At 37.8% G+C, this 26,275-nt stretch carries 25 protein-coding genes and 1 tRNA gene; 16 read left to right on the top strand and 10 right to left on the bottom strand.

What is annotated here, in order from left to right:
• Positions 1–161 precede the first annotated feature (161 nt).
• From A7A78_RS05335 to A7A78_RS05295, 9 genes are all read left to right on the top strand, one after another.
• Positions 162–1,715 (top strand): T9SS type A sorting domain-containing protein, encoded by a 1,554-nt coding sequence (locus A7A78_RS05335; RefSeq protein ID WP_068761417.1) that lies wholly within the window; start codon positions 162–164, stop codon positions 1,713–1,715.
• A gap of 101 nt (positions 1,716–1,816) precedes the next feature.
• The gene (locus A7A78_RS05330) at positions 1,817–3,370 is read left to right on the top strand and encodes a T9SS type A sorting domain-containing protein (protein WP_068761416.1); all 1,554 of its coding nucleotides are present in this window, start codon (positions 1,817–1,819) and stop codon (positions 3,368–3,370) included.
• A gap of 216 nt (positions 3,371–3,586) precedes the next feature.
• Positions 3,587–4,042: a 50S ribosomal protein L13 gene (gene rplM, locus A7A78_RS05325; RefSeq protein ID WP_068761415.1), complete on the top strand. Its 456-nt coding sequence runs from the start codon at positions 3,587–3,589 to the stop codon at positions 4,040–4,042.
• On the top strand, positions 4,042–4,428 hold the full coding sequence (gene rpsI, locus A7A78_RS05320; protein WP_068761414.1) for a 30S ribosomal protein S9: 387 nt from the start codon (positions 4,042–4,044) through the stop codon (positions 4,426–4,428). Before rplM ends, rpsI begins: the two co-directional genes overlap by 1 nt.
• 216 nt (positions 4,429–4,644) lie before the next feature.
• The gene (gene rpsB, locus A7A78_RS05315) at positions 4,645–5,511 is read left to right on the top strand and encodes a 30S ribosomal protein S2 (RefSeq protein ID WP_068761413.1); all 867 of its coding nucleotides are present in this window, start codon (positions 4,645–4,647) and stop codon (positions 5,509–5,511) included.
• Positions 5,512–5,608: 97 nt separating this feature from the next.
• Positions 5,609–6,574 carry a translation elongation factor Ts gene (tsf, locus tag A7A78_RS05310; RefSeq protein WP_068761412.1) on the top strand — a complete coding sequence of 322 codons (966 nt, stop codon included), beginning with the start codon at positions 5,609–5,611 and terminating at the stop codon, positions 6,572–6,574.
• 110 nt (positions 6,575–6,684) lie between these two features.
• Complete coding sequence (pyrH, locus tag A7A78_RS05305) at positions 6,685–7,392, top strand: UMP kinase (protein ID WP_068761411.1); 708 nt, start codon at positions 6,685–6,687, stop codon at positions 7,390–7,392.
• Between the two features lie 50 nt (positions 7,393–7,442).
• Positions 7,443–7,997, top strand: a complete 555-nt coding sequence (frr, locus tag A7A78_RS05300) for a ribosome recycling factor (RefSeq protein ID WP_068761410.1) — start codon at positions 7,443–7,445, stop codon at positions 7,995–7,997.
• Between the two features lie 93 nt (positions 7,998–8,090).
• On the top strand, positions 8,091–9,359 hold the full coding sequence (locus A7A78_RS05295) for a DUF5686 family protein (RefSeq protein ID WP_068761409.1): 1,269 nt from the start codon (positions 8,091–8,093) through the stop codon (positions 9,357–9,359).
• A gap of 54 nt (positions 9,360–9,413) precedes the next feature.
• Here the strand turns inward: A7A78_RS05295 and A7A78_RS05290 are convergent, their stop codons facing one another.
• Positions 9,414–9,851 (bottom strand): hypothetical protein, encoded by a 438-nt coding sequence (locus A7A78_RS05290; protein ID WP_068761408.1) that lies wholly within the window; start codon positions 9,849–9,851, stop codon positions 9,414–9,416.
• Between the two features lie 124 nt (positions 9,852–9,975).
• On the opposite strand from A7A78_RS05290, the gene A7A78_RS05285 reads away from it, so the two are divergent.
• The 4 genes from A7A78_RS05285 to A7A78_RS05270 all read left to right on the top strand — a co-directional run bounded on the left by A7A78_RS05285 (position 9,976) and on the right by A7A78_RS05270 (position 16,140).
• Complete coding sequence (locus A7A78_RS05285) at positions 9,976–12,363, top strand: efflux RND transporter permease subunit (protein ID WP_068761407.1); 2,388 nt, start codon at positions 9,976–9,978, stop codon at positions 12,361–12,363.
• 176 nt (positions 12,364–12,539) lie between these two features.
• The gene (gene asnS / locus A7A78_RS05280) at positions 12,540–13,982 is read left to right on the top strand and encodes an asparagine--tRNA ligase (RefSeq protein ID WP_068761406.1); all 1,443 of its coding nucleotides are present in this window, start codon (positions 12,540–12,542) and stop codon (positions 13,980–13,982) included.
• A gap of 89 nt (positions 13,983–14,071) precedes the next feature.
• Entirely contained in the window at positions 14,072–15,535 is a 1,464-nt protein-coding gene (rpoN, locus tag A7A78_RS05275) for an RNA polymerase factor sigma-54 (protein WP_068761405.1), read from the top strand.
• Complete coding sequence (locus tag A7A78_RS05270) at positions 15,535–16,140, top strand: hypothetical protein (protein WP_068761404.1); 606 nt, start codon at positions 15,535–15,537, stop codon at positions 16,138–16,140. Before rpoN ends, A7A78_RS05270 begins: the two co-directional genes overlap by 1 nt.
• Here A7A78_RS05270 and A7A78_RS05265 read toward each other — a convergent pair.
• The 8 genes from A7A78_RS05265 to A7A78_RS05230 all read right to left on the bottom strand — a co-directional run bounded on the left by A7A78_RS05265 (position 16,135) and on the right by A7A78_RS05230 (position 21,466).
• Positions 16,135–16,836 carry an outer membrane beta-barrel protein gene (locus A7A78_RS05265; RefSeq protein ID WP_068761403.1) on the bottom strand — a complete coding sequence of 234 codons (702 nt, stop codon included), beginning with the start codon at positions 16,834–16,836 and terminating at the stop codon, positions 16,135–16,137. The two genes, A7A78_RS05270 and A7A78_RS05265, sit on opposite strands and share 6 nt — an antisense overlap.
• A 95-nt stretch (positions 16,837–16,931) precedes the next feature.
• Complete coding sequence (locus A7A78_RS05260; RefSeq protein WP_068761402.1) at positions 16,932–17,405, bottom strand: ExbD/TolR family protein; 474 nt, start codon at positions 17,403–17,405, stop codon at positions 16,932–16,934.
• 10 nt (positions 17,406–17,415) lie between these two features.
• Positions 17,416–18,042, bottom strand: coding sequence for an ExbD/TolR family protein (locus A7A78_RS05255; protein WP_068761401.1), 627 nt, complete (start codon positions 18,040–18,042; stop codon positions 17,416–17,418).
• On the bottom strand, positions 18,042–18,467 hold the full coding sequence (locus tag A7A78_RS05250) for a hypothetical protein (protein WP_068761400.1): 426 nt from the start codon (positions 18,465–18,467) through the stop codon (positions 18,042–18,044). The genes A7A78_RS05255 and A7A78_RS05250 overlap by 1 nt, the downstream gene beginning before the upstream one ends.
• Before the next feature lie 12 nt (positions 18,468–18,479).
• Entirely contained in the window at positions 18,480–19,289 is an 810-nt protein-coding gene (locus tag A7A78_RS05245; RefSeq protein ID WP_068761399.1) for a MotA/TolQ/ExbB proton channel family protein, read from the bottom strand.
• Between the two features lie 121 nt (positions 19,290–19,410).
• A tRNA-Ser gene (locus A7A78_RS05240) sits at positions 19,411–19,498 on the bottom strand.
• A gap of 79 nt (positions 19,499–19,577) precedes the next feature.
• Positions 19,578–20,606: an asparaginase gene (locus A7A78_RS05235; protein WP_068761487.1), complete on the bottom strand. Its 1,029-nt coding sequence runs from the start codon at positions 20,604–20,606 to the stop codon at positions 19,578–19,580.
• A gap of 95 nt (positions 20,607–20,701) precedes the next feature.
• Positions 20,702–21,466, bottom strand: a complete 765-nt coding sequence (locus A7A78_RS05230; RefSeq protein WP_068761398.1) for a TatD family hydrolase — start codon at positions 21,464–21,466, stop codon at positions 20,702–20,704.
• A 48-nt stretch (positions 21,467–21,514) separates the two neighbouring features.
• Between A7A78_RS05230 and A7A78_RS05225 the strand changes: the two genes are divergently transcribed.
• From A7A78_RS05225 to A7A78_RS05215, 3 genes are read left to right on the top strand one after another with little or no spacing between them, the layout of a single operon-like run.
• Positions 21,515–21,949 (top strand): retropepsin-like aspartic protease family protein, encoded by a 435-nt coding sequence (locus A7A78_RS05225; protein WP_207489332.1) that lies wholly within the window; start codon positions 21,515–21,517, stop codon positions 21,947–21,949.
• A gap of 14 nt (positions 21,950–21,963) precedes the next feature.
• The gene (locus tag A7A78_RS05220) at positions 21,964–24,027 is read left to right on the top strand and encodes a tetratricopeptide repeat-containing sensor histidine kinase (protein ID WP_068761397.1); all 2,064 of its coding nucleotides are present in this window, start codon (positions 21,964–21,966) and stop codon (positions 24,025–24,027) included.
• Positions 24,024–24,662 carry a response regulator gene (locus tag A7A78_RS05215; RefSeq protein ID WP_068761396.1) on the top strand — a complete coding sequence of 213 codons (639 nt, stop codon included), beginning with the start codon at positions 24,024–24,026 and terminating at the stop codon, positions 24,660–24,662. Before A7A78_RS05220 ends, A7A78_RS05215 begins: the two co-directional genes overlap by 4 nt.
• A 292-nt stretch (positions 24,663–24,954) precedes the next feature.
• Here A7A78_RS05215 and odhB read toward each other — a convergent pair whose 3' ends face one another.
• The gene (gene odhB / locus A7A78_RS05210) at positions 24,955–26,232 is read right to left on the bottom strand and encodes a 2-oxoglutarate dehydrogenase complex dihydrolipoyllysine-residue succinyltransferase (RefSeq protein WP_068761395.1); all 1,278 of its coding nucleotides are present in this window, start codon (positions 26,230–26,232) and stop codon (positions 24,955–24,957) included.
• Positions 26,233–26,275: the final 43 nt, after the last annotated feature.

The following is a 26,275-nucleotide window of genomic DNA, read 5'->3' as shown; positions in this document are numbered from 1 at the left end:
TAGAAATTAAAAGTTCAATTTTATAATACACTTAAGTGATTTTTACGACATAATTAACAAAATTGTTTTAAGAAATATTTAACTTTATGATATTCTAGAGCATTGAATAATAGAGAAATACATTTCATAAAATATTTTATCAATAATAAATTTTAAGTCTGATGAAGAAAGAAATTACATTTTTGGCAATAATCCTTACTATATTTATGATGAAAGCCCAGGACCCCAACATTCTTTGGCAACGCACTGTTGGCGGCAGCAATTGGGACGAACCCAACTTTATACTTTCCACTGAAGACGATGGTTTTTTTATGGGAGGGAATTCAAAGAGTAATATTTCTGGAGAAAAAACGGAAGATTCACGTGGCGGAAAGGACTATTGGATAGTAAAATTTGACAGTTCAGGTACTCTTGAATGGCAAAAAACTATTGGAGGAAATCAAGAGGAATTTTTGAGGGATGCCAAACAAACTGCTGATGGAGGTTATATTTTGGCAGGGTTTTCAAATTCCGATATTTCAGGAGAAAAAACAGAAAATTCACAAGGAAATTACGATTATTGGATTGTTAAAATTGATACTAACGGTGCTATTGAATGGCAAAACACCATAGGCGGTGATGCATATGACAGTGTATATAATGTGGAAATAACCGCTGATGGTGGTTATCTAATCGCCGGTATCTCAAATTCGGGGATATCAGGCGATAGAACATTACTAAATCAAGCAGTTAATCCTTATACAACTGACACTTGGGTTATAAAATTGGATATAAATGGAAATATTGAATGGCAAAGGGCCCATTCAGTTATTATGAGAAGCTTAAAATTATCAAATGATGGAGGTTATTTTATTGGAGCCCTTGATAAATACCCTATTATAGAAACATCCTATTATATCATGAAAGTCAATTCCAACGGTGAGACCATTTGGGAAAAATTTTATGGTGGAGATGGTGAAGATTGGTTATATAACATAAATATTACAGCAGATGGGGGGTGTATTGCAATTGGCTATTCAGATTCCAATGTTTCTGGTGATAAGACGGAAGATTCAAAAGGAGGAGTTGACTATTGGGTTGTAAAAATGGATGCTGATGGCAATTTTGAATGGGACAAAACTTTAGGGGGCAGTGATAACGATATTCCTGCAAATATAATTCAAACCCCTGATAATGGGTATCTTTTGGCTGGAGAATCATTTTCAAACATTTCAGGAAATAAAACTGAAAATAGCCTTGGCTTAAATGATTTTTGGATTATAAAATTGAATGAAGCAGGAGATATTGAAGGTCAAAATACTATAGGCGGAAATTTTAATGATGAAATCCCTTTAATACTTTTAAATACAGACGGAACCTTTACAATTGGAGGCAGATCTACCTCAGATATTTCTGGAGATAAGACAGAAGATTCCCGGGGCGGTAATGATTATTGGATCATACACCATGCTGAAATATTGGGCATTCCTGAGACCCCTTTCAACAATACGATAACCTTTTACCCTAACCCCGTAAATAACACATTGCAACTCAATACCCAAGAACAAACCATAGATCACCTAAATATTTATTCAGTTACTGGCAGTCGCGTATTGTATAGGGACGTTAATACCGTTTCTCCCACGGTAGATGTTTCCAGTTTGGCTTCGGGCGTTTATTATTTGCAGTTGTATTCGGGGAAAAATGTTGCTGTTAAAAAGTTTGTGAAAGAATAACTTATTGAAATCGAAAAAATTTTTGTGGAGATATAGCTAGAAAAAAATCATAATTCCGTATTTTGTTGATTAAAAGACAGTTAAATTAATTTTTCAATATTATGAAAAAAACAACTACACTTTTAGCTTTATTCGTTTCCCTATTTACTATATATGCTCAGGATCCCAACATTCTTTGGCAACGCACTGTTGGCGGCAGCAATTGGGATGAACCCAACTTTATACTTTCCACTGAAGACGATGGTTTTTTTATGGGAGGGAATTCAAAAAGTGATATTTCGGGAGAAAAAACAGAAAATTCACGTGGTGGCAAGGATTATTGGTTAATAAAATTTGATGGCTTTGGTACTATTGAATGGCAAAAGACTATTGGGGGAAATCAAGAAGAATATTTGGCAGATGCCAAACAAACTTCAGATGGAGGTTACATCTTGGCAGGATATTCTAATTCTAATATTTCAGGAGAGAAAGCCGAAAATTCGCAAGGTGGTAATGATTATTGGATTGTTAAAATTGATGCTAACGGCACTATTGAATGGCAGAATACCATAGGAGGCGATGACAACGACAAAGCATTTAATGTGGAAATAACAAATGATGGCGGATACCTAATTGCCGGGACTTCAGATTCTGGGATATCCGGTGATAGAACTCTGGCAAATAATGGAAACAATGGATACACAACCGACACTTGGGTGGTAAAATTGGATATTAATGGAGTTATTGAATGGCAAAGAGGTCATGCAGTTATTATGACAAGTTTAAAACTAACAAATGATGGAGGATATGTTATTGGTGCACGGGGTAAGTATCCTGTTTCAACGCTTTCATATTTTGTAATGAAAGTGAATTCTAACGGCAATACCTCTTGGGAAAAATTTTATGGCGGAGACAGTTTGGATCTTTTAACAAACGTAATACCCACAATTGATGGAGGATATATGGTAATTGGTAGCTCGATCTCTAACGCTTCTGGCGACAAGACAGAAGATTCCAAAGGTTACTACGATTATTGGATCTTAAAGACAGATATGAATGGTAATATTGAATGGGACAAAACAATTGGTGGCAGTGAAGAAGATCGTCCAGATACTGTTATTCAAACTCAAGATAATAAATTTATTTTGGCAGGAATGTCATTCTCAGACATTTCAGGAGATAAATCAGAAAATAGCCTTGGCCTAAATGATTTTTGGATTTTAAAATTGAATGAAGTGGGAGTTATTGAAGGGCAAAACACTATAGGTGGAAATTATAATGATGCTTACCCTTTAATACTTTTAAACACAGACGGAACCTTTACAATTGGAGGCAGATCTACTTCTGATATTTCAGGTGATAAGGCAGAGGATTCCCGTGGTGGCTATGATTTTTGGATTATCCACCATGCTGAAATATTGGGCATAACGGAAAATCCATTCAACAACACAATAACCCTTTACCCCAATCCCGTAAAAAATACGTTGCAGGTTAATACCCAATCCCAAAATATAGACCAACTAAACATTTATTCAGTTACTGGCAGCCGCGTATTACAAAGGAACGTTAATACCGTTTCTCCAACGGTGGATGTTTCCAGTTTGGCTTCGGGCGTTTATTATTTACAGTTGTATTCTGGGAAGAATATGGCGTTGAAAAAATTTGTGAAAGAATGATTTCAATTCATAATTCTGAATTCAGAATTATGAATTTTCCAGTGTTGGTTCTTGATTCTTGATCCTACAGCAAAGCGGTCTTTTTTCATAGAAAATTTATTTCCTGTCCCTTGCTTTTCAAATAAATAACACTACATTTGCACCCCTCTTAGACAAAATCCGTTTTGTTTGGGGGTGAGAAAACAATGATTTATTAACCCTATTGACAAAAAACTAATGGATACATTAAGTTACAAAACAGTATCTGCTAACAAGAATACCGTTGTAAAAGAATGGTTGGTAGTAGATGCGGACGGCCAGGCATTGGGTCGTCTTGCTAGCGAAGCTGCTAAATTACTTCGCGGAAAGCACAAGCCAAGTTTCACCCCTCACGTAGATTGTGGTGATAACGTAATTATTATTAACGCCGGTAACGTAAAACTTACAGGTAACAAATGGAATGACAAAACGTACATCCGCCACACAGGCTATCCTGGTGGACAACGTAGCCTTACCGCTACAGAAATGTACAAAAAAGACCCTGCAAGGCTTGTTGAAAAAGCTGTGAAAGGTATGCTTCCAAAAAACAAATTGGGCGCAGAAATGTTCAGAAACCTAAAAGTGTATGCTGATGCAAACCACGGACAGGAAGCACAAAAACCTAGAACTATTAACCTTAACGACAACAAGTAATGGAGACAATTCACAAAATAGGTAGAAGAAAAACCGCTGTTGCACGTGTGTACCTTAAAGAAGGTAAGGGAAACATCACCATCAACAAGCGTGAGTTGGAAAATTACTTTCCAACTGGAACACTTCAGTATAAAGTAAAACAACCTTTAACACTTACAGATAACGAAAAAACATTCGACATTTCAGTAAATGTATTCGGTGGTGGAATTACCGGTCAGGCAGAAGCAATTCGTCTTGCTCTTTCCCGCGCTATGTGTGAGCTTAACGATGAAAATCGTGGCATCCTTAAGCCAGAAGGTTTACTTACAAGAGATCCAAGAATGGTAGAGCGTAAGAAATTCGGACAGAAGAAAGCTCGTAAGAAATTCCAGTTCTCTAAACGTTAATATTACTCAACTATATTGGGTATCTCACTTGGGGTACCCAATTACAGTTGAAAAGTTCATATTCATTATTAATTAAAAAAGCTGTTAACCCGAAAAATTCGGGTGTTAGTTTAGCATCTAAACCAAAGCTCTGCTTTGTGCTCCATAGCCTTTGGCGAAGGAGTACCAATAATGAGTCGGTTGCTATCCTTTCACAGAACGTAAACTAAAACAAAAATGGCAAAAAAAGTAGAAGTAAAAGACTTACTTGAAGCAGGTGTGCATTTTGGCCACCTAACCCGCAAATGGAACCCAAACATGGCGCCGTATATCTATATGGAGCGCAACGGGATCCACATTATCAACCTTTACAAAACCGCTGCAAAAATCAACGAGGCTAACGAAGCCCTTAAAAAAATTGCAGCCAGTGGACGCAAAATCCTTTTTGTAGCTACCAAAAAACAAGCGAAGGACATTGTTGCTGAAAAAGCAAAGAATGCAAACATGCCTTACATCACTGAAAGATGGCCGGGCGGTATGCTTACCAACTTTGTGACTATCCGTAAAGCCGTTAAGAAAATGGCTTCTATTGATAGAATGAAGCAGGACGGGACTTTCAACACCCTTTCAAAGAAAGAGCGTTTGGCAGTAGATCGTCTTCGCGCAAAATTGGAAAAGAACTTAGGTTCCATTTCTGATATGAGCCGTCTTCCCGCAGCACTTTTTGTGGTTGACACAACTCGTGAGCACATTGCAGTTGCAGAAGCATTGAAATTGAACATTCCAATCTTCGCGATGGTGGACACCAACAGTGACCCACGTGTTATTGATTACGTAATTCCAAGTAACGATGATGCTTCAAAATCTATTGAAAGCATTATGAACTTTGTTTCTGAAGCTGTTATTGAAGGTCTTTCTGAAAGAAAATCTGGAGGTGATGACGATAACAACGATGAAGAAGGAATGACAAAAAAGGCAAAAGCTCCTAAAAAAGTAAAAGCGGAAGTTCCATCAACAGATGAGGATGACGTAGAAGCAATGGAAGAAGCTAAAAAGCCCGTTCGTCAGAAATCGAAAAAAGAAGTTCTAAACGAAGAAGAATAATAACTTTATCTTAAAATTTAAAAGTCGTTTAGTTCTTTTCTTTAGTGAAAATATATTGAACGACTTTTTTTAATATTAAACTCAAAAATTTATACAAATGGCAAACATAACAGCCGCAGAAGTAAATAAACTAAGACAAACCACCGGCGCCGGAATGATGGACTGCAAAAACGCTTTAGTTGAAGCAGGTGGAAATATGGAGGAAGCAATTTCAATCCTTAGAAAAAAAGGACAGAAAATTGCCGAAAAAAGAGCAGACCGCGACTCTAGCGAAGGTGTTGCAACCGCAAAAGTGAACAGCAATAACACAAAAGGTGTTGCTATTTCATTAAACTGTGAAACCGACTTTGTTGCGAAAAACGACTCTTTCGTTGAAATGGCAAACAAAATGGCTGAAATTGCTTTGAACACATCTTCAAAAGATGAGTTTTTGGCTTCAGATTTTGGCGGGATTACCGTTGCTGATAAATTGACTGAACAAACTGGTGTTATCGGTGAAAAAATCGAGATTGGTGGTTACGAAATTTTGGAAGCTCCTTTCGTAGGTTCTTACGTTCACGGTAACAAAATTGCTGCTTTAACAGGTCTTTCAAAAGCAGTTAACAACGCAGAGGAATTGGCAAAAGACGTTTCTATGCAAGTTGCATCTATGGGTGCTACTACTCTTTCTTACAAAGATTTTGATGCAGATTTCGTAGCTTCTGAAACGGAAGCGAGAATTGCAGTTATTGAAAAGGAAAACATTGAGTTGGGCCGTTTGGGCAAAACCCTTAAAAACGTTCCTAAATACATTTCAAGAGCACAATTGACTCCAGAAATTATGGCACAAGCTGAAGCTGATGCAAAAGCTGAATTGAAAGCCGAAGGCAAGCCAGAGCAAATCTGGGATAAAATCCTTCCGGGGAAAATTGAGCGTTTCATTAGTGACAACACTACAATGGACCACGAAAAAGCGTTGCTTGACCAAAACTTTATTAAAGACGACAAAAAGAGCGTTGCAGATTACGTAAAAACGTATGGCGATGTTGAAGTTGTTGGTTTTAAAAGAGTTTCTTTAGCATAAGCTTTTTAAACATACATTTTACCGAAGAGAGACTGATTAATTTCAGTCTCTCTTTTTTTACTTCCACCGCATCAATAATTTTCTTTATTTTTGCGCAGTAAAAATCTGCTATGCACTACAAACGAATACTTTTAAAACTTTCCGGCGAGGCCTTAATGGGCGATCAACAATACGGCATTGACCCCGTTAGACTGAAAGAGTACGCCCACGAAATAAAACAGATTACCGAAAAAGGTGTGGAAGTGGCCATCGTTATTGGGGGTGGCAACATTTTTAGGGGATTGGCTGGCGCCAGTAGCGGGATGGACCGTGTGCAGGGCGACCATATGGGGATGCTTGCAACCGTAATTAACGGGCTTGCCTTACAGAGCGCACTGGAAAATGAGGAAGTGCCCACACGTTTGCAAAGTGCCATTAATATTAACGAAGTAGCAGAACCATTTATCCGCAGAAAAGCGATTCGCCATTTGGAAAAAGGTCGCGTGGTTATTTTCGGTGGAGGAACTGGAAATCCTTACTTTACAACAGATTCGGCTGCAGTTTTGCGCGCTATTGAAATTGGCGCCGATGTTATTTTGAAAGGAACCCGCGTAGATGGAATTTACACCAGCGACCCTGAAAAAGATACCCACGCAACAAAATTCGATTTTATCAGTTTTGAAGATGTATTGCAAAAAGGACTGAAAGTGATGGATACCACAGCTTTCACCTTGAGCCAGGAAAATGAATTGCCGATTATTGTTTTTGATATGAATACAAAAGGGAATCTACTAAAAGTAGTTTCCGGCGAAAAGATTGGCACAAAAGTAAATTTGTAAAAAATATAATTTAAGTTTAATCAAAAGATACCCGCCTTCGCGGGCATGTTATGGAAGACGAAATAGATTTTATAATTGAAGGCACAAAAGAAGCAATGGGGAATGCCCTGAGGCATCTTGAAAAGGAATTGGTAAACATTCGTGCCGGGAAAGCTTCACCTGCCATGGTTGGTAGCGTGATGGTTGATTATTACGGAAGTCAAACCCCTTTGAGCCAAGTGGCGAACGTGAGCACCCCAGACGGAATGACCATTAGCATTCAACCTTGGGAAAAAGGAATGATTCCTGAAATTGAGCGCGGTATCCATCTTGCAAATATTGGCTTCAACCCAATGAATAATGGTGAAAGTGTTATTATCAGCGTTCCTCCCTTAACCGAAGAACGCAGAAGGGATTTGGCAAAACAGGCCAAAGCAGCGGCTGAGGAAGCAAAAATAGGCGTCCGCAATGACCGTAAAAATGCCAATAACGATTTGAAAGGTCTTGAAATTTCTGAAGATCTTAAAAAAAGTTTGGAGGAAGACATACAGGAAATGACAGACGCGCACATCAAAAAAATAGATGAGATCTTAGCGAAAAAGGAAAAGGAAATAATGACGGTATAAATTCCGTTTCGTTAAACTAAATACAATAGAGCGGCAACTGTGCCGCTTTCTTTTTATTTTTAAATCATTCTTAACACCTTCTTCCAACAGTTTATGCGCAACCTCTTTTTCTTTTTTATGTTTTTGATTGCCTTTTCTGTTTTTGCGCAACAGCCAGCAATTCAAACTACCAAAAAAGACAGCCTATCCACCATTGAGGAAAAAAAGGAGCATCCGCTTTCCTCGGGTTATTATCCGGTGGGGTTTTTTGATATTGACCTCAAAACCCTTATAAAATATAATAATTACGAAGGCTTCAGGCTGGGCATAGGAGGTCTAACCAACGATAAACTTTTTGAGAAATACAGGTTTGGAGGCTATGTGGCGTATGGTTTTAAGGATAAGGCAATAAAATATAGTCTTGGGGGCGGTGCGCGTATGAACAAGGAAAAAAAGACCTGGGTAAATTTATATTATACGGACGATATAAAGGAAATAGGAACTTTTGATTTTCTTACCGATGCCCGTGTGTATTCCGTTTTTGAACCGCGATTGGTTAATATTACCCAATTTTATAAATACCGAAAATATTACGCCAATGTAACCAGCGAACTTACCCCTAAAATACTTGCGGAAGCGCGAATAGAACACAGCAATGTGGAAAATATTGAGGATTACTTTTTTGTGAACGACAACCGACTTTACAGTGATTATCAGTTGGCGGAAGCTACTGTTTCTTTTAGAATTAGCCCAAAAACCAATTTTTTTACCAATGAAGATGGAACTAAAGAGTATTTTGACGGTCTCCCAAAAATAAGTGCTCAAGTTACGCAAGGCTTTAAAGGTGTGGCTGGTAGTGATTTCAACTACACCAAAATTGGATTGAAGTTTGACTATTTCATAAAACGGACGGATCTTTCTTCAACAAATATTCTTTTGGAGGGACTGTTTGCCACAGGGGACGTGCCATTAACGCATTTGTTTCACTCATATCCCAACCAACCCAAAAAAGATGAAATTTTGCAGCGCTTCTCGGTTGCAGGGGTGCAGAGTTTTGAGACGATGTATTTTGGGGAATTTTTTTCAGATAAATTGACCACGTTGCAAATTAAACACAGTTTGCGACGGTTTAAACTTGCCGAGAAATGGAAGCCCGAATTGGTGCTGATTACGCGCCATGCATGGGGCGACATGGGAAATACGTCACGACATGTTGGAATTCCGTTCAATACCTTGGAACATTTTTATAACGAAAGCGGTTTTGAAATCAATAAAATTCTTTTTGGATTCGGGCTTAGCGCCGCTTACCGTTATGGGTATTATAACATTCCGAAGTTTTCAGATAATATTTCGTTTAAGTTTACTTTTTATTTGAAGGTTTAATTGGTTGTTAGTTGTTTGGGACACGATCTGGACACTGAATTTTGCTTAGATTTTCTATTTTATAAGTATGCCCCAAGTTGTGTCCAAAATAGAAGTATCATAATTTTGGGTCATTGATTCATATTTGTTATTTGAGTTTTTCCTGAAATCAAAAGGTAAGGATACATGGATATCTGGATTTTGAAAAGGAAGAATTTTTATCATTTGATTGACTTCGTATTCATCCGATAGATTACACAAATCAAGAACCCGAATTAATTTTCCATTTTCCATTTGCACTATAGTCATTGATGCAGAAGCCGTTATTCCACATAAAAAAAGAGCTGGATTGTGCTGAATTATCTTTACTTGAATCGTATCTTTTAATTTAAAGTATTTCCAATCTTTTTGAATAGATTCAATTTTTTGGAAAATGTAATTAATTTCAGAATTATCTTGGCTGAAACTAGGTGAATAAACCACAAATGCTAATATGAATAAAAAGTATTTCATAAAACTCTTATTCCTGTAAATCTACAAAAGGTTTTGAAAATTTTCCTACTTCCAAAATACCACACAAAATAAATTCCCTACTTATTGCAAATACGTACCTTTGCCAAGTCTATAAAAAATTGCTTTGAACAAACTTTTCAGCATTGGGTTTTGGGGCTGGGTGGCCCGTTTTATTTTACGGAACCGAACAGGGATTTTAATTGTTATCGCGCTCATTACCGTGCTGCTCGCGCTACAGTGGAAAAACATGCGCTTCACCTATACCGAGGCCAATTTGCTGCCCGATGACCATCCCATAAATCTTGAATATGATGAGTTTCTAAAACATTTCGGCGAAGAGGGCAACCTGATCGTGATGGGCGTGAAGGATTCAACCATTTTTACGCCTGCCAAGTTTAAAGCCTGGAACAAACTTTCTAAAGACATTGGTAAATTCAGCGAGGTGGAGCTAACGCTTTCCGTTGGCAATCTTCAAAAGCTAGAAAAGAAAGCGGACACCACAGGTTTTGAACTGGTGCCTTTTATAACGGATTCCGTTTTTACGGATGCGAACCTCGCGGTTTATAAAGACGAGCTTTTCAACAAACTTCCTTTTTATGACGGACTTATTTACAGCCCAGATAAACAGAGCATTCGCTCCGCAATCTATCTTAAAAAAGATATTGTAAATACTGCGGAACGTCGAGATTTTGTGGTGGACGACTTGATTCCACTTATTAAAAAATTTGAGGCTGAAACGGGTGTAAAAGTGCATACATCGGGCATGCCATACATACGTACACTGAATTCGCAAAGTATTATTGACGAAATTGGCCTTTTTATTGGCGCAGCGCTTTTTATTACCTCCCTTATATTTTTCTTCTTTTTCCGCTCCTGGCGCGCCACCTTTATTTCTATGTGTACCGTTATTATTGGGGTGATGTGGGCTTTTGGGTTTTTGGGACTGATGCATTATGAAATTACGGTGCTTACGGCATTGATTCCGCCGTTGATAATTGTTATTGGAATTCCGAACTGCATTTTCCTCATAAATAAATATCAACAGGAAATAAAATTGCACGGGAACCAAGCGAAATCCTTACAACGTGTAATTACGAAAGTTGGGAATGCAACCTTAATGACAAACCTAACAACAGCTTCGGGTTTTGCAACTTTTATTTTGGTGAAAAGTGAGCTTTTGAGTGAATTCGGTATAGTTGCTTCCATTAACATCGTTGCCATCTTTTTGCTGTGTTTACTGATTATACCTATTATTTACAGCTATATGTCCGTACCAAAAGACAAACACTTGAAGCATTTGAATAAAATGTGGATAAACAAGTTTGTTAATTGGGTAGAACGGATGGTGCGGGACCGTAGAATCACGATTTATATTGTGGCCGTTCTTCTTTTGTGCGCCAGTATTATTGGAATCTTTCAAATTAAAATTTCAGGCAGCCTTATTGAGGATATGCCTAAAAACACTGGCTTTTTTGACGATATCCGCTTTTTTGAAAAGGAATATGAAGGCATTATGCCCTTGGAAATAATGGTGGACACGAAGAAGAAAAAAGGCGTTATGAGCCTTTCTACCTTAAAGCGAATTGATGAATTGCAAGATCACATAAAAGAAATTCCCGAGTTTGCGAAACCACTTTCTGTGGTTGAATTGGTGAAATATTCCAAACAGGCTTATTACAACGGCAACCCAGAATACTACCAACTTCCGAATAGCCAAGAGCGTACTTTTTTACTTTCATACGCAAAAACTAGTTCCACAAAAACCAATTTGCTGAATAGTTATGTGGACAGCACTGGGCAATTTGCCCGAATCACAACCTTTATGAAAGACACTGAACCCGATAGGTTCGGGCGTATTGAAGAAGACCTTCATAAAGAAATAAACAAAGTTTTTCCGCCGGAACGCTATAATGTTTCGGTCACGGGGAAAGCTTTGGTCTTTCAAAAGGGAACCCGTTATTTGGTGAACAACTTGATTCTTTCACTTTCGTTGGCCATTTTCTTGATAGCGATATTTATGGCGTGGATGTTCCGAAGCTTTAAAATGATTTTGATTTCACTTATTCCAAACCTTCTGCCGTTGTTGATTACCGCGGGAGTAATGGGCTTTGTGGGCGTTCCAATAAAACCTTCAACAATTTTGGTGTTTAGTATCGCCTTTGGAATTTCGGTGGACGACACCATTCACTTTTTAGCTAAATACAGGCAGGAACTGATAGCCAATAACTGGAAGATAAAAAAGTCGGTTTTTGCGGCGGTGCGCGAAAGTGCCATCAGTATGTTTTACACTTCAATCGTGCTTTTCTTTGGATTTTCAGTGTTTACCATTTCAAGTTTTGGAGGGACGGTAGCTTTGGGGGCTTTGGTTTCAATTACCTTGCTTTTTGCGATGCTTTCCAATCTTTTGCTGCTTCCCACGCTCCTACTTTCACTTGAAAGAAGTATAGCGAACAAAGAAACGATGAAGAAACCCGCAATTGAAATTTTATCGGATGATGATGAAAATGAGTAATCAGTTTTCAGTCGCAGTAATCAGCTAATTCTTTTCAATAACTCAACTTTGAGTTTTGGAAGTTGTTTTTTATTTGTGATTTGTCCTTTTTGGAATTTGGCAATTGCTTTTTGGGTTTTGGATTTTTCTTTTTTGGAATTTTTTTGAAGTATATTTGCTCCTCTTAAAAATTGACCATGCAAGACAAGACTATAGCTGAATTGTTGAAAAACGAGCCTACCCATCACGAAGTGATTGTTAAAGGTTGGGTTCGCTCTTTTAGAAGCAACAGATTCATTGCTTTAAACGATGGGTCTACCATCAAAACTTTACAATGTGTAGTAGATTTTGAAAATTTCGAAGAAGAACTGCTTAAAAAAGTAACCGTTGGCGCTGCCATTGAGGTTTCAGGGATTTTGGTAGAAAGCCAAGGGCAAGGACAAACGGTGGAAATACAAGTTTCCAATCTGACCGTTTTGGGAGAAGCAAATCCTGAAGATGTAAAACTCACCATCCTTTCCCCAAAAAGACACTCGCTGGAAACCTTGCGCGAACAGGCTCATTTGCGAATTCGTACCAACACTTTTGGGGCAGTGATGCGCACGCGTTCAAAACTGGCTTTTGCCGTTCACGAATATTTTCAGAAAAACGGATTTAATTATATGCACTCGCCCATTATCACCGGAAGCGATGCCGAAGGTGCTGGGGAAATGTTTCGGGTTACGAATTTAGATGCGAAAAATCCGCCGTTGGATGAAAACGGCAACGTAAATTATAAAGAAGATTTCTTCGAAAAAGAAGCCAACCTAACCGTAAGCGGGCAGTTGGAAGCTGAAACATATGCGATGGCGCTGGGAAAAGTTTATACTTTCGGCCCAACTTTTAGAGCTGAAAACTCAAACACCAGTCGTCACTTGGCGGAATTCTGGATGATAGAGCCAGAGGTTGCTTTCAATGATTTGGATGCGAACATGGATTTGGCAGAAGATTTTATAAAGTACGTTGTAAATTACGCTTTGGAAAACTGTGCAGATGACTTAGAATTTCTTGAAAACCGTTTGTTGGAAGAAGAAAAGAACAAGCCACAGGATGAGCGAAGTGAAATGAAACTTAGGGAGAAACTTCGTTTTATTTTGGAGAACAATTTCAAAAGAGTGAGCTATACCGAAGCGATTGATATTTTGAAACGTTCCAAACCAAACCAAAAGAAAAAATTCAAATATATAATTGAAGAATGGGGAGCCGATCTGCAAAGTGAGCACGAGCGCTTTTTAGTGGAAAAACACTTTAAATGCCCTGTTATTCTGTTTGATTATCCCGCAAATATAAAATCATTTTACATGCGTTTGAATGACGACGGTAAAACGGTACGCGCCATGGATGTGTTGTTTCCGGGCATTGGGGAAATTGTGGGCGGTTCACAACGGGAAGAACGTTATGATGTTTTACTTGAAAAAATGAAAACCATGAACGTTGACGCAAAAGAATTATATTGGTATTTGGACCTCCGTAAATTCGGAACTGCCGTTCACAGTGGTTTTGGACTTGGTTTTGAGCGTTTGGTACAGTTTACAACGGGAATGGGTAACATTCGCGATGTAATTCCTTACCCAAGAACTCCGGGCAACGCGGAATTCTAATCTAAAAAGCATAAGATTGTATTAAAACTGGCTACTTCATTATTTTAGTAGCTGGTTTTTTTTAACTTTATGAAGAACTAATTGCATTTATGTTAAAGCAACAATTAAACTTTAAACTTTCCCAGAAATTATCGCCTCAGCAAATACAGTTGATGAAGATGATTCAACTGCCAACGCAAGCTTTTGAACAACGAATATCTCAAGAATTGGAGGAAAATCCAGCCCTTGAAGGCGGAAAAGAGGAAAGTGAAAATTTTGATGACGAATTTAGCAACGATGAGTATGACGACAATTATGATGAAGGCAACGAAGTAATTGAAACCGATATAAACGTTGACGACTACTTAAGCGATGACGAAGTGCCCAGCTATAAACTTTCCGCAAACAATTATAGCGCTGACGATGAAGAACGGCAAATGCCCTATGCCGCCGGAACTTCGTTTACCCAGCACTTGATGCAGCAATTGAGCACCTATCGTTTGGACGAAGAGGAAAAGGAAATTGCGGAGTTTTTGGTAGGAAGCGTTGATGAAAGTGGTTACATAAGGCGAGAGCTACAGGAAATTGTTGATGATTTGGCTTTCACCCAAAACGTTTACACCACTGAGAATAAAGTTGAAAAAGTGCTGAAAATAGTCCAGGAATTGGATCCTGCCGGAGTTGCAGCCCGCGATCTGCAGGAATGCTTACTTATTCAATTGGAACGCAGGGAACAGACACCTGCCGTAGCTTTGGCGATAGATATTATAGATGATTCCTTTGATCATTTCAGCAAGAAGCATTACAAAAAACTAATTCAAAAGTTTGATATCACCGAAGACCAACTGCGGGATGCAATCCACGAAATTGAAGGTTTGAACCCAAAACCGGGCGGCACGTATTCGGGAAATACAAGAATGGTAGAACATGTAGTTCCCGATTTCGCAATAAAAATTGTGGACGGCGAATTGGATTTAACCTTAAACGGAAGAAATGCCCCAGAGCTTCACGTGAGCCACGATTACACCAATATGCTTAAGGGCTACAAAGAGTCCAAAGACAAATCCAAAGCGCAGAAAGATGCTGTAATGTTCATCAAACAGAAGCTTGATGCTGCAAAATGGTTTATAGATGCCATAAAACAACGGCAGCAAACGCTTTTTGTTACAATGAACTCAATTATGCATCATCAGGAAGAATACTTTTTGAGTGGCGATGAACGGAAGTTGAAGCCGATGATTTTAAAAGATATTGCAGACAAGATAAATATGGATGTTTCCACAGTTTCGCGCGTAGCGAACAGCAAATATGTGGACACGCCTTACGGAACCAAGCTTATAAAGGATTTTTTCAGTGAATCGATGAAAAACGATCAAGGGGAAGATGTTTCCACAAAGGAAATAAAAAAGATTCTAGAAATAACCATTTCCGAAGAGAACAAGCGGAAGCCACTTACGGACGATAAACTTGCTAAAATTTTATTGGAAAAAGGCTACCCTATAGCCCGGCGAACCATTGCCAAATATAGAGAACAATTAGACCTGCCCGTGGCAAGGCTTAGAAAGGAAATTTAATGAGACTATTTCTTAAAATTGCTTCCTATATTTTTCATCCGTTATTGATGCCACTTCTTGGAACTATACTTTATTACAAAGTAACCCCAAAATATATTGATGAAGAAATAGTGCTTTCAGAATATTTTGCTATTGCTATTATCACCATTTTTATTCCTATTGTTATTTTTTTTCTACTTAAAAATTTAAGGGTTGTTGAAACCATTTATTTAAGGGAAGTGAAAGAGCGCAAGTTTCCTTTGATGATTCAATGCATCCTTTTACTGCTAATTATTAAAATGGTTTTTGACCCTTATGAAGACCCAGAACTTTACAGCTTTTTTGTGGGGATGGTCTTTTCAGCTTTCGCTGCATTGGTAATGGTATTTTTTAAAATGAAGGTTAGCTTGCACCAAATGGGCATCGCTGGAATTTTAATGTTTATTATTGGATTGAGTGCCCATTTCAAAATAAATTTACTTATCACTATCAGTTTTTTTCTATTTGTAAACGGCTGGGTGGCTTCTTCACGATTGGAAAATGACTCGCACACCTATGCAGAGCTTGGAATTGGACTTCTTTTGGGGGCATTGCCACAATTGATTCTTTTCAATAATTGGCTATAAAATATAAAACATTAAGCCCACCTTCAAAGTTCTAAAATCTACTTTTTCTCCATCTACAGTTACGGCATCCTTGAAGAAAGGATTAATGCTATAGGAAGCAAAAAAATTGAAGGTATTGTACCCTAAACTTAATGTTGCAGCCATACGAAGTGGATCAAATTCAGGAATTTTTGTTTGATTGACATTATTTCCTGTCTGCTTAAAAGTTGCTTTATACCAATAAGCATAACCAACCCTAAAACCAGCATAGACTCTCCAAAATTTATAGCTGGAAGGCGTAGAGCTCCGCCATCTAAACTCAATTGGGGCTTCAACAATAGCCGTATTAAAACGGTTTCGTGTGTAATCAACATTATTCAAGACCCTAAAAATGGTTTCATCATTGGCGGTTTCACCAATAAAAAGATTTTGTCCATATTGATCAATTGAAATACCAGCGCCAATTGCAATGGCTATATTTCGTTGTTTATTAATGGGCATATCGCGAAGGAAACCAAGTTGGAATCCTCCGGAAAGACCTCTTACATTAGTGCCCGAAGGGAGGCTTAAAGGAAGGTTATAGGTAACACCCACGTAAAACTGATCTTCTCTATACAAAGAATCAACAGCAGCGGGCCGAATGGTATCTTGGGCAATGCCACAAAACGAAACAAAGCCTAAAAGCAAACCAATATAGAATTTAAACACTTTTTGCATATCTATAAAGATAAATGTATTTTCAGAATAAGCTAAAAAAAACGCCTTGATCCCGAAACTTAGGAGCAAGGCGTTTTATTGTAATATTAAATAATCTATTCGTTTATTTCGTTTCCAGGAGTGGTGATGTAAATAATCTTTAACATATTAAGATCACGCAATTCCTGTTTAATGTCAGTAACCATTCCAGTATTGGTTTTCTCATCAACTTTAAGCGCCACCATAACTTTATCCTGAAGTTCAGGAAGCAATTTTTCGCGCGCTTCTGTCAATGCAAATTTAATATTGGAAATATCTGTGTACTTATCGCCAATCTGTATTTTAGCTTCTGTACCAAATTTATCAGTATATCTGGAACTTGGCTTTCCTGCATAAATATAGACGGATCGGTCTTTCTTTAATTTCTCTACCTGATCTGCTTTTGGCAATTTGTTCTGAACAAGCAAATTGTCATTCCGCAAAACTGTTACCACCATAAAAAAGAATAGTAACATAAATACAATATCCGGGAGGGATGCTGTAGAAATTGCGGGCAATTCGCTGCTTTTTTTCTTTGTGAATTTTGACATACTCTTAGTGTTATTGTCCAGATTTTTTAGGTTCTGCTTCAGATAGCTTTAAAGGAAATAACTTTTGAATTTCTTCCAATTTTAATTGAAGTGCTTCTTTGGCTGCTTCTCCTTTAATCTTCCCTTCATCAAGATCTCTGCTCTTTTCAGTAAACTTCCAACCGTAGAGCCTTTCGGATTCTCTATCTCTTAAGGTGTTGTATGCTGCCACCAATTCATTTTGAACGGCAATGTACATTTTATAAGAGGTAAGTCTGTCATTCTGAACAGAAATTACAGCCTTGTCTGGGTTATCTGAAGATTCTGGATTTCGTTTTCCTCTGCAGTAGCTGCAATACTCAGGGCTACCAGAAGGTGCTCCCCCATTATCAAGAAAAGCAATCGCGGCCTGACGAAGATCTTTAAGCTCCATCAATTTTTCTTCAACCAATAATTGATCGCTTCGGTTCACATTTACAATGAACAGGTTTTTCTCCTTGATTTTTGGTGGGTCAACAACATCTTCCTTCGGCGGCAACTGTCTCGCGATACCCTTGTCCTTTTCAATGGTAGTAGTTACCAAGAAAAAGATAAGCAGTAGGAAAGCGATGTCCGCCATAGACCCTGCATTTACTTCGGGTGTTGCTCTTCTTGCCATTATTTTGTTACTTTTTTAATTCCGCTGAATACCATTGCGCCTACTGCCAAAACAGCCATTATGTAGAATGCATACAATCCTGCACCAACCCATTTAGAGCCACTTGCAGAAAGCATTTCACCTTCTTGCATTTCCATTGGTGTGCCGTCTGCTAAAACATATGATATAACAACAATAAGAAGAAAAGCTCCTACTGAAATTAAGGTGTTCTTTATGTTCCCTGCGAAAATTCCTTTCAAAACGAAAAACAGAACGAACACTATTGTAATAGCAAATATAATATAAGCAACAAACAAGAATCCATCTACGCCTTCACCTGTAGCAGTAACGGCTTCATCACCTTTCGCGATGATCATTGCAAGAAAAATAACCCCTGCAACGCTAAGAAGCAATGCTACTATTTTTAAAATTTTATGTAATGCCATCTTGTGGTTTATTTAGATTTTGTTTTTTTGTTTGTAGTCGAACAACATATCGATCAAAGTAATAGAAGCATCTTCCATACTGTTAACGATACTATCAATTTTAGCGATAATATAGTTGTAGAAAATTTGAAGGATAATAGCCACGATCAAACCGAATACGGTTGTTAAAAGTGCCACTTTAATACCACCTGCCACAAGAGAAGGGTTCATATCACTCGCTGCCTGAATTTTATCGAATGCAATAATCATCCCGATTACTGTACCCATGAAACCAAGCATAGGAGCCAAAGCGATAAAAAGTGATATCCAAGAAACGTTCTTTTCCAATTGTCCCATTTGAACACCTCCGTAAGCAACAACAGCTTTTTCAGCAATGTCTATGCCTTCGTGGGCGCGGTCAAGACCTTGGTAATAAATTGATGCAACAGGACCTTTTGTGTTTCTGCATACTTCTTTAGCAGCTTCAATTCCGCCACTGTTTAAAGCATCTTCTACATCCTGAGCTAATTTTTGAGTGTTTGTGGTAGAAAGATTAAGGTAGATAATTCTTTCAATAGCAATAGCCAAACCAAGAATTAAACACAGGAGTACAATCCCCATAAATCCAGGACCACCTTCCACGAAACGTTCTTTCAACTCTTGGTGAAATCCTTTTTCGGTCTCTGCAGCAGGAGCTGCTTCATCTTGAATAATTGAAACTGTAGCTGCTGTTACCAGCGCCTGTGAACTGGTTGGCATTGTTTGCGCTGTTGCAGCGTTCGCGTTTAATGTGCCTACAAATACCATTGCGGCAACCGCCATAATAGAAAATAATTTTTTCATTGCTATCGACTTAAAGTTTGTTTTTAGTTAAAGGTTTAAAGATATAAAATAATTTAGTTAATCTGCAAGAATATTAATTCACACAGTAAATGTTTATGCCCAGTTGGTTAAAATTTATTTGCAGAGAGGAAGGGATTCGAACCCTCGATACGCTTGTGGCGTATACACACTTTCCAGGCGTGCGCCTTCGACCACTCGGCCACCTCTCTAATTAATTCAGCCATTTTTTGAATGGAGTGCCAAATATCACAAAAAAAATAACGCTATAAAATAATTTAGCGGGTTTATTTATTGCATTTCTCCGCGCAAAGAGGTTTCAAATATGGTTTTGAAGCTGTTAGCCGAAATTTTTTGTCCCAATAAATACATCAATTTTGCCAAGGCAGCTTCTGTAGTACAGTCTTTTGCACTGATAACACCTATTTTTTTAAGTTCGGTGCTGGTTTCATAAAGGCCCATATTCACACTTCCGCCAGAACATTGTGTTACATTAATAACGGGAACTCCTTTTTTTATTACCTTTTTAAGTGAATTTAAAAACCATTCGGCATTGGTAACGTTTCCACTTCCATACGTTTCAAGCACCAAACCTTTTATTTCAGGATATTCAAAAAGATATTTCACGGTAGCTTCATCAATTCCTGGAAACATTTTTACCAAAAGAATATTACTCTCCAATGTTTTGTGGACTTTCAGTTTTTTTCTTCGGTTTGGTCTATACAAAGCTTCATTGTTTACAACCAAATGCACGCCGCTCTGCACTAAATCTGGATAATTTAATGATGCGAAGGCCTCAAAATGCTCTGCATTAATCTTTGTAGTTCTGTTTGCACGGTATAATTTATATTCAAAATAAAGACAGACCTCAGCAATTTTTGAAACGCCTTTTTCCTGTAACGATGCAATCTGAATAGAGGTAATCAAGTTTTCTTTAGCATCCGTGCGCAAATCACCTATTGGCAATTGAGAGCCCGTAAAAATTACCGGCTTGCCCAAATTTTCCAGCATAAAACTTAATGCTGAAGCGGTATAGCTCATAGTGTCACTACCGTGAAGCACGACAAAACCATCCATCACTTCATAATTTTCTTCAATGATAGTTGCAATATCCACCCAGTATTCGGGATTCATATTTGAACTATCTATTGGTTTTTTGAAAGCGGTGGTGGTTATGTTGCAATCCAAAAGTTTAAGTTCAGGGATGTGGTTGAGCAATTCATCAAAATTGAAATTGCGCAGTGCGCCTGTTTCAAAATCTTTAATCATTCCGATGGTTCCACCAGTATATATAAGGAGAATGTTGGGTTGGGTTTTCATTTTGGCATACATATTATATTTATGAAATTCCAAATGTTAAAATTCCAAATTCCAAAGTTCAACTTTTTTGGTATTTGGCACTTGTTTTTTGGAATTTAAATTTTAAATACCGCTTTTGAATTTTCAGTGGTGATTTTCGCTATTTCTTCTTCCGAAACATTATAAATCTCTGAAAGTTTTTTACATACCAAAGCCAAATAACTGCTCTCATTGCGTTTACCCCGAAAGGGTGCCGGAGCAAGATAGGGCGAATCTGTTTCTAAAACGATGTGCTTCAGCGGAATTTGATTTAAAAAAGTATCAATCTTTCCGTTCTTAAAAGTAACCACTCCCCCAATGCCCAGTTTCATATTAAACAAAATTGCTCTTTCAGCTTGCTCAAAAGTTCCGGTAAAACAATGAAAAATTCCAAAGAGATCATCGCTTTTTTCGGTTTCCAAAACCTCGAAAATTTCATCAAAAGCATCGCGGCAATGTATAACAATGGGAAGTTTGTATTTCTTCGCCAACTGAATTTGCCTTTTAAAAGCAATCTGCTGGATTCCCAAAGTTGATTTATCCCAATAAAGATCAATCCCAATTTCGCCCACCGCAAAAAAATTCCTCTTTTGGAACTGCGCTTCCACATGCGCCAATTCTTCCTCAAAATTTTCCTTCACCGAAGTTGGATGCAAGCCCATCATCAAAAAAACATTCTCTGGATATTCCTTTTCCAAAGCATACATTGCCTCGGTATAACCTGAATCAATAGCTGGAATAAAGAACCTTTTTATACCAACATCAAACGCGCGCTGCATCATTTGCGGGCGGTCTTCGGCAAAAGCATCACTGTATAAATGTGTATGTGTGTCGGTCAACATAGTTGCAAAGCTACTTATTTTGTTTGCTATCTTTACACAAAAAAGCTGATGCAATTACGCAAATTTCTTGAAGACGAAGGTTTTTATCGTGTTCCACTGAAAAGGCTCGCCACGGGCCATTATCTTTTTTCGGCAAAAATTAATGGTGTTTTGGGCAGTTTTATACTGGACACAGGTGCTTCAACTAGTTGCATAGGTTTTACGGACAGTGCCCATTTTTTATTGATAAGTGAAGAAAGCATCATTAAAGCTGCAGGCGCTGGTGCTATAAACATGGAGACCATGCTTTCGCGGAAAAATAAATTCAGCATTGCAAATTGGGAACTGAAAAATATGGATTTTGTGCTTTTTGATCTTTCGCATGTAAACGAAGCGCTTTCACAAGCCGATGAAGATGCCATACACGGAATAATTGGCGCAGATTTTTTAAAGGAAAGGAGAGCCGTGATTGATTATGGCAGAAATTGTTTTTATGTGAAATAGAATAACCGGCTGATATGTTTATTTCCAATAATTTAAGTACTTTTATCTTCTCCGCTGATAATTCATTGGTATTGAAAAAACTATTGTTTTTACTTTTTATAATTGCACTTTGTCCTTTTTCGGGATACTGTCAGGATATTCCACATTATGAGAAAATTGTAAAAACCACCAATGACAAATCCTTAAAATTAGCGGCATTGGACAGTTTGTTGCTCCGCACTTTTTCAACCAATCCAGAATCTTTTATTAAGTATAGTTTAGATTACATAAGCTTGGCGCAAGAAATGGACAGCATTGAATGGGCCGCCAAAAAAGCAATGAATCTTCAATACCCGCTTACAAATTATGCCAACGATCCACTGAACGCCATCACCATAATAAACAGTGTGCTTGCCCGAAAGTACAAAATAAAGGACAGCTCATTGTTGGGCGGGCTATATATAAAACGCGGAAAAGCAAATACTAAAGTAGATTTTAAAAAAGCAATTGAGGATTATAACCTTGCCCTAGAAAATTTTTCCGCCAAAGACTCTTTGTACATTGCAGATGCCTATCTATTTAGGGGGCAAGCATATTCGCAGTTGGGCAAATTTGTTTTGGCAGGCGAAGATTATACAAGGGCATACACCATATATGAAGCGAAAAAAGAATATAACTATATGGTTTTTGCACAGGAAGGCATAATCAATATGTTCAGTATGAATGGTTTTTATGAAAAAGCCAAGAAAGAACGGGAGGCGCTGATTGAAAAGATGAAAGTCTTGGGTCTGAATTCATTTTTGCCGAATGAATATTACAACCAAGCGTTGGATTACAAAAAGATGGGCGAGCGCGATTTGGAGTACAAATCATTGCTTTTGGCCGAAAAACTTTTTGTTAAAAACGAATCGGAAGAGTCAATATTTATTGGCATCCATTCGCGCTTGATAGAATATTATTGTGAGCACAACCAAATTATCGAGGCAAAAAAGCATCTTGACCTAATAGAAAATCTAGATTTTGATCTTAGCGGAAATCCTTCCGCAGAGCTCAACTATATGGGCGGAAAGGCCAAATATTTGCAATCTACAGGCAAGCAAGATGAGGCTTTAGCGCTAGCCAAAGAAAAATTAGCCATTGCCAAAAAGTTAGGTTTGGAAGACGAAATAATGAGCTCCTATTCTTTTTTATCTGAAATATATTATGACATTGGCGATTTTAAAAAAAGTGTGGAATACAATCAAGCTTCAACAGCAATAAAGGATTCCATTTATAACAGAAGTACCGCAAATGCTCTTGCTTATTACCAAACTCTTTACGAAACTGAAAAAAAGGAAAAAGAACTTGTTGAAAAAACCTCAAATATTACTCTGCTGGAGAAAGACAATGAAAGTTTCAAAAAAGCAATGCTCTTTGGAGGAATTGCAATTTTATTGGGGTTTGGGCTAATATTGCTCTATCGCAACCAAAGACATTTAAAAAGCAATAAAATACTTCAGGAAAAATTCAGCCAGGAATTGCTTGTATCCCAAGAAGGAGAACGAAAAAGAATATCAAAAGATCTTCATGACGGGGTTGGCCAACAATTATTGGTTATTAAAAACAAGTTGATGGCGAGTGGCGATGAGGACACAAAAAAAATGGTGGACCACACCATTGAAGAAGTTAGGACCATCTCAAGAGACCTACATCCCTTTCAACTTCAGGAGTTGGGCATAACAAAAGCCATTGAATATACCATTAATTTGATAGACGAAAACACTACGCTTTTCATTTCAGCTGAAATAGATAACATTGACAATATTTTTTCAAAAGAAGATGAAGTGAACATTTATAGAATTATTCAAGAAAGCTTGAGCAACATTCTTAAACACGCCAACGCAGAAGCTGGCAAAGTTTCAGTGAAAAAATTCACCAATAATATTTTAATCTCCATTCGCGACAATGGCGTGGGGTTTGATTTTTCAGAAAAATACCAAGATGTAAAATCATTAGGCCTAAAAACCCTTTTGGAACGCACCAAATTTTTAAAAGGACAAATGAAAGTAACCTCAAAAAAAGATACCGGCACTGTGCTTGAATTTCAATTTCCGTTATGACCAATTCTACGCCATCTATTATTATTGCAGACGACCACCCGCTTCTTTTGAAAGGTTTGAGCGATTTTTTGCTTGAAAAGGGGTTCAATTTATTGGGAAGTGGAAAAGATGGAAGGGAGGCATACAACCTCATAATACAAACAAAGCCGGATATTGCCATATTAGATATTCAGATGCCTTATATGTCTGGACTTGAAATTGCACAAAAATGCAAAGGACTTGATATTGACACAAAAATAGTATTGATAACACTCCACAAAGAAAAAGAACTGTATCAAAAAGCGCAGGAGCTAAATATTTTTGGATATATATTGAAGGAGTTTGCGCTTGAAGAAATTGAAAACTGTATTAAAACAGTTACGGAGGGTGTTCCATTTTTCAGCGATAAAATAAAGGAACTTATTGGGGTTGTGTTAATGGAGGATAGTGACCTTAACACACTTACTCCTTCAGAAAAAAAGATTTTAAAACTTATAGCCCAGGACAAGACCAATAAAGAAATTGCTTCACAACTATTTATTTCATACAGAACGGTTGAAAAACACCGTAGTAACATCATAACAAAACTCAACATTGAGCCCAAAACTAACAGTCTACTCATTTGGGCAAAAGAGCACCATATGAAATTGTTATAGAATTATTTACGAATAATTTTCAAAATTTACGTGTTACCACGTATTTCATATTTCTATATAATGACGGATATTTACAATATGAAAGATTCAGTGTATATAGAAGAGCAAGAAAAAGACTATAATGCTACTGCGACTAGTAAAAAACCAGTTGTAGTTGTTCTGATTGTTTCTGTTGTATTGATTCTTTTACTCAATTTAATCAGTACAATCATTTTTTATTAAGATGATGTTTCTAACTAACCAAAAAAACCCAGCCAATTGGCTGGGTTTTTATTTTTATAAATTCTTCATGTTATAATTCCAAAGCACGTTTAACGTTGCCGTCCATTAATAGTTCTTCTGGACTTTCCAAAGCTTCTTTTATTGCAACCAAGAAACCAACAGATTCACGGCCGTCAATTATTCTGTGATCGTAAGACAAAGCTACATACATTACTGGCGCAACCACTATTCCCCCGTCGCGAACTATTGCGCGCTCCACAATATTGTGCATTCCTAAGATAGCAGATTGCGGTGGGTTAATAATCGGGGTGGAAAGCATGCTTCCAAAAACACCGCCATTTGAAATTGTAAACGTTCCGCCTGTCATTTCATCAACAGTAATTTGGCCATCGCGAGCTCTTATTGCAAGGCGTTTAACCTCATCTTCCACGCCCCTAAAACTTAAGTTTTCGGCATTTCTTATAACAGGGACCATCAAACCTTTTGGTCCTGAAACAGCAATGGAAATATCCTTAAAGTCATACGTAATCATATAATCACCATCAATCATTGAGTTTACGTCTGGATATAATTCCAAAGCGCGAACAACAGCCAAGGTAAAGAAAGACATAAAACCAAGTCCAACTCCATGTTTTTCTTTGAATTGCTCTTTGTATTGATTACGCAATTCATAAATCGCAGTCATATCTACTTCGTTGAAAGTAGTAAGCATAGCGGTTTCGTTTTTTGCTGAAACCAAACGCTCAGCAACTTTTCGGCGAAGCATGGAAAGCTTTTTGCGCTCGCTTCCACGGCTTCCACTTCCAGGAGTTCCCATAGATGGTGCCGCATTGTTTGCATCTTCTTTAGTGATTCTTCCATCGCGGCCACTCCCTTTTACGTCTTTTGAAGACATTCCCTTTTCATCAAGAATTTTCTTTGCCGCAGGTGAAGGCGAACCTGTTGCATATGTTTTCTTATCCTGTTCCTGATTTGGAGTAGAAGATTTTGAAGGGGTTTGTGTTTTGGCTTCGGCTTTTTTAGAAGTATCTTCTTTTGTTTCCTTAGTCTTAGCATCAGCTTTTTCCTTTTTATCTTCTTTTTCTGAAGAATCATCGGCGCCCGGCTTTTTGGCATCGGTATCAATTAAACAAACAACGTCACCCACGGCAACGGTATCGCCTTCTTCCGCTTTCAAAGTAATAATACCACTGGCTTCAGCTGGAAGTTCTAAGGTTGCTTTATCGCTATCTACTTCAGCTATTGCTTGATCTTTTTCAACATAATCGCCATCTTTTACTAACCAAGAAGCTATTTCAACTTCGGTGATGGATTCTCCCGGAGATGGGACTTTCATTTCTAATGCCATATTCCTATTGTTTATTGCAACCTTTTCTGTTGCTATTTTTAAA

The sequence above is a fragment of the Aequorivita soesokkakensis genome (genome assembly GCF_001641085.1).
Taxonomy (GTDB): Bacteria; Bacteroidota; Bacteroidia; order Flavobacteriales; family Flavobacteriaceae; genus Aequorivita; species Aequorivita soesokkakensis.
The sequence above is the reverse complement of the archived record's forward strand: the minus strand, read 5'-3'. Positions and strand labels throughout refer to the sequence as shown.